Annotated in this window: 3 protein-coding genes; all 3 read right to left on the bottom strand. The window is 64.2% G+C overall.

The annotated features are described in order from the left end of the window. Positions 1-805 (bottom strand): prepilin peptidase (locus tag AC1DS3_RS37175; protein ID WP_477129197.1); only part of this gene is annotated, 805 nt, incomplete at its 3' end. A 3-nt stretch (positions 806-808) separates the two neighbouring features. Further along, positions 809-2,074 carry a type II secretion system F family protein gene (locus tag AC1DS3_RS37170; RefSeq protein ID WP_477129196.1) on the bottom strand — a complete coding sequence of 422 codons (1,266 nt, stop codon included), beginning with the start codon at positions 2,072-2,074 and terminating at the stop codon, positions 809-811. 30 nt (positions 2,075-2,104) lie between these two features. Next, the coding region (locus AC1DS3_RS37165; protein ID WP_477129195.1) for an ATPase, T2SS/T4P/T4SS family at positions 2,105-3,152 on the bottom strand (1,048 nt) is incomplete at its 5' end.

The raw sequence follows: 3,152 nt of genomic DNA, 5'->3' as shown, positions 1-3,152 counted from the left end.
GCGCGATATTGGCAAGCGCGAAAACCAGCCCCACCACGGAGGAGAGCAGCACCAGCGCCGGCAGGGCCTGCCAGCCGAACCAGGCGCCCAGCGCGCCCATCAGCTTGAAGTCGCCATAGCCCATGCCTTCCTTGCCCCGCACCAGCTTGAAGATCCAGTACACCGTCCACAGCAGGAGGTAGCCGGCGGCCGCGCCGATCACGGCATCCGCCAGCGGTGCGAACAGCCMGCCGAGATTGAGCAGCAGGCCCAGCCATACCAGCGGCAGCGTGATCTGGTCGGGCAGTAGCTGTGTGTCGGCGTCGATCAGGGTGAGGGCGATCAGGGCCCAGATCAGGGCGATGGCCGCGAGAGCCTGCCAGGTTGGGCCGAAGTGCGCGGCGGCCAGCGCGGTGAGCAGTGCGGTGCCCGCTTCCACCAGTGGATAGCGCGCGCCGATGGGCGCGGCGCACGATGAACAGCGCCCGCGCAGGAACATGTAGCTCAGTACCGGGATGTTCTCCAGCACGCCGATGGCGTGTCCGCAGTGCGGGCACGCCGAGCGCGGCACCATCAGGTTGTAGGGCTCGGGGTGGGGGATCGGGTCGTCGCGCAGCGACGCGATGTAGTTGGCTTCGTCGTGCTCCATCATGCGCGGCAGGCGGTGCACCACCACGTTGAGGAAGCTGCCRACCAGCARGCCGATCAGCGCAGCGGCGGCGACCAGGAACCAGGGCGGCAGCGCCGCCAGCTCGGCAATGGTCTGCGCGGGGGCAGCCAGTGAAGAAATCGCGCCACTGGCGCCATCCGCGGAAAACAGCCACATGCCTTACACCACCTGTCCCAGTTTGAAGATCGGAAGATACATTGCCACCACCATGCCGCCAATCAGCACGCCCAGGATCACGATGATCAGCGGCTCGATCAGGCTGGAGATGGCGGCGACAGCGTCATCGACCTCGCGCTCGTAGAACTCCGCCACCTTCAGCAGCATATTGTCCAGCGCGCCGGACTCCTCGCCGATCTGCGTCATCTGCAACACCATGCTGTCGAAGACATGGGTGGCCTGCATGGCGTTGGTCAGGCTGGTACCGATGCGTACCGATTGCTCGATTTCCTTGGTGGCGTCGTAGTAGACCCAGTTGCCGGCGGCGCCGGCGACCGATTCCATCGACTCCACCAGCGGCGTGCCGGCGGCGAACATGGTGGCAAGCGTGCGGGTCCAGCGGGCAATCACCGCTTTGCGGAACAGCGAGCCGAAGATCGGCAGCTTGAGCAGCAGGCGGTCGCTGGCGCGCTGGACCTTTTCCGAGCGTTTTAGCCCGCGCAAATACATCGTGATGCCGATGATCGGCGCGCCGATGATCAGGTACCAATTGTCGACGAAGAAGTCCGACATGGCGATCACAACCAGGGTCGGCGCCGGCAGGTTGGCGCCGAAGCTGGAGAACACGCCCTTGAACGCGGGGATCACGAAGATCATCAGGATGACCGTTACCGCGAAGGCCACGGTCAGCACGGCGATCGGGTAGATCATGGCCGACTTGATCTGGCTCTTCAGCGCGATGGTCTTTTCCATATAGAGCGACAAGCGCTCCAGCAGGGAGTCCAGGATACCGCCCTGCTCGCCGGCATCGATCAGGTTGCAGTAGAGCGTGTCGAAGTAGCGCGGATGGCGGCGGAAGGCCTGCGCCATGCTGCTRCCGGMYTCGATGTCRAAGCGGATSTCGGACAGCAGCTGSGTGAAGTTGGGGTTGGCRTGSCCGCGCGCGATGATGTCGATCGATTGCAGCAGCGGGATGCCCGCCTTGAGCATGGTGGAGAGCTGGCGCGTGAAGTACGCGATGTCCTTCTGGGTAATCTTCCGCCCGCGCGCGGCCCGCCRCTTTTTCAGCTTGACGACCGTCAGCCCCTGCTTTCGCAGCGTGGCATTGACCTCGGCCTGGCTCTGCGCGCGCAGCTCGCCCGAGAACGCCTTGCCCTTGCGGTCCTTGCCTTCCCACTCGAACAGGTACTGCGTGGGCGCTTTACGCCCTGGTTTCCCCTTGGGCGCGGCCGCCTTGCGAGCGGCTGCGGCTGGTGCGCGTGTCGCCATGATTGACCCCTAATGACATCTTTTGTTGTTTTACATATTTGTTGTGGCCAGCACTTCTTCGAGCGAGGTGAGACCCTGCTTCACCTTGGCCAGGCCAGCTTCGCGCAACGATAGCACGCCATCTTTACGCGCTTGTTCGGCGATTTCCAGTGCCGTGCCATGCGCGAGGATGATCTGTTGCATCGGCTCGGTGATCGGCATCACCTGGTAGATGCCGCAGCGGCCCTTGTAGCCGCTGCCGTTGCAGCGCTCGCACCCGACCGGATGGTAAGGCTGCCAGCTGCCGTCGAGGTCCTCGTCCTGGAAGCCGGCGTCGGCCAGCACCTCGCGGGCCAGCTCTCCGGGGCGCTTGCAGGTGCACAGCCGACGCGCAAGCCGCTGGGCGGTGATCAGCAGCACGCTCGACGCGATATTGAAGGGCGCGACACCCATGTTCATCAGGCGCGTGAGCGTGGTCGGCGCGTCGTTGGTATGCAGCGTCGAGAACACCAGGTGGCCAGTCWGCGCCGCCTTGATCGAGATGTCGGCGGTTTCCAGGTCGCGGATTTCGCCGACCATGATGATGTCGGGATCCTGGCGCAGGAAGGAGCGCAGCGCGGCGGAGAAAGTCAGGCCGGCCTTTTCGTTGACGTTGACCTGGTTGATGCCGGGCAATTGGATTTCCGCGGGATCCTCGGCGGTCGAGATATTGATGTCGCCCTGGTTCAGCCGGTTCAGGAAGGTGTACAGCGACACCGTCTTGCCGCTGCCGGTGGGGCCGGTAACCAGCACCATGCCGTAGGGGCGCTTGATCACGTCCAGCAACAGCGCCTTTTGCGCCGGCTCGTAGCCGAGCTGGTCGATGTCGAGCTTGTCGGACGACGACTCCAGGATCCGGATCACGATCTTCTCGCCGAACAGCGTCGGCAGCGTGGAGACGCGGAAATCGATCGCCTTCTCCACGGTTTCCTTGGGCTCCTTGCTGTCTTTGCCGTCCTTGTCGCCGCCCTTTTCCTTGGGCAGCGCGATCAGCAGCTTCATGCGGCCGTCTTGCGGCACGCGCTTTTCCGAGATGTCCAGGCGCGACAGCACCTTGATC

This window comes from Cupriavidus sp. 01L46 (assembly GCF_056399905.1).
This window is presented reverse-complemented; position numbering and strand designations above follow the sequence as displayed.